The sequence below is a fragment of the Variovorax sp. 01N429 genome (assembly GCF_056399425.1).
On sequence record NZ_JBFTRG010000087.1, the window covers coordinates 1 to 499 of the forward strand.

At 75.6% G+C, this 499-nt stretch carries 1 protein-coding gene; it reads right to left on the minus strand.

Features of this window, described 5'->3' with window-relative positions:
• On the minus strand, nt 1-499 hold a 499-nt coding region (locus AC1DSF_RS30710), incomplete at both ends, for a protein kinase domain-containing protein (protein ID WP_478184090.1).

Consider the following 499-nt stretch of genomic DNA (forward strand, 5'->3'; position numbering starts at 1 on the left):
GTCGGTGACCGTCGGCCCGTCCGGGCTGCGCGCCACGCCGAGGTCGACGATGCGCGGGCCGTCGGGTGCGAACGCGACGTGGTGCGGGGCGAGCCGGCCGTGGGTGAGGCCGACTTCGTGCAGGGCGGCGAGGGCGTCGGCGATGCCCGCGGCGAGCGCGCGCACGGTTCGGCCGGGCAACCGGCCGTGGGTTTCCACGGCTTCGGCGAGCGACGGGCCGGGCAGGTAGGCAGTTGCCAACCACGGTGTGGGCCCGGCGGTGTCGGCGTCGACGACCGGGACGGCGTAGCGGCTCTCCATGCGGGACGCGGCGGACACTTCGCGGGCGAAGCGGGCACGGAAACCGGGTTCGCGCGCGGCGGCGGCGCGGACGGTTTTGACCGCGACGGGCTTGCCTTCGGCGGTGGCGCCGACGAACACCTGGGCGATGGCGCCCTCTCCGAGCACGCCGACGAGCTGAATGCCGCCGATCCGCAGCGGTTCGTCTTGGTGCAGGGCC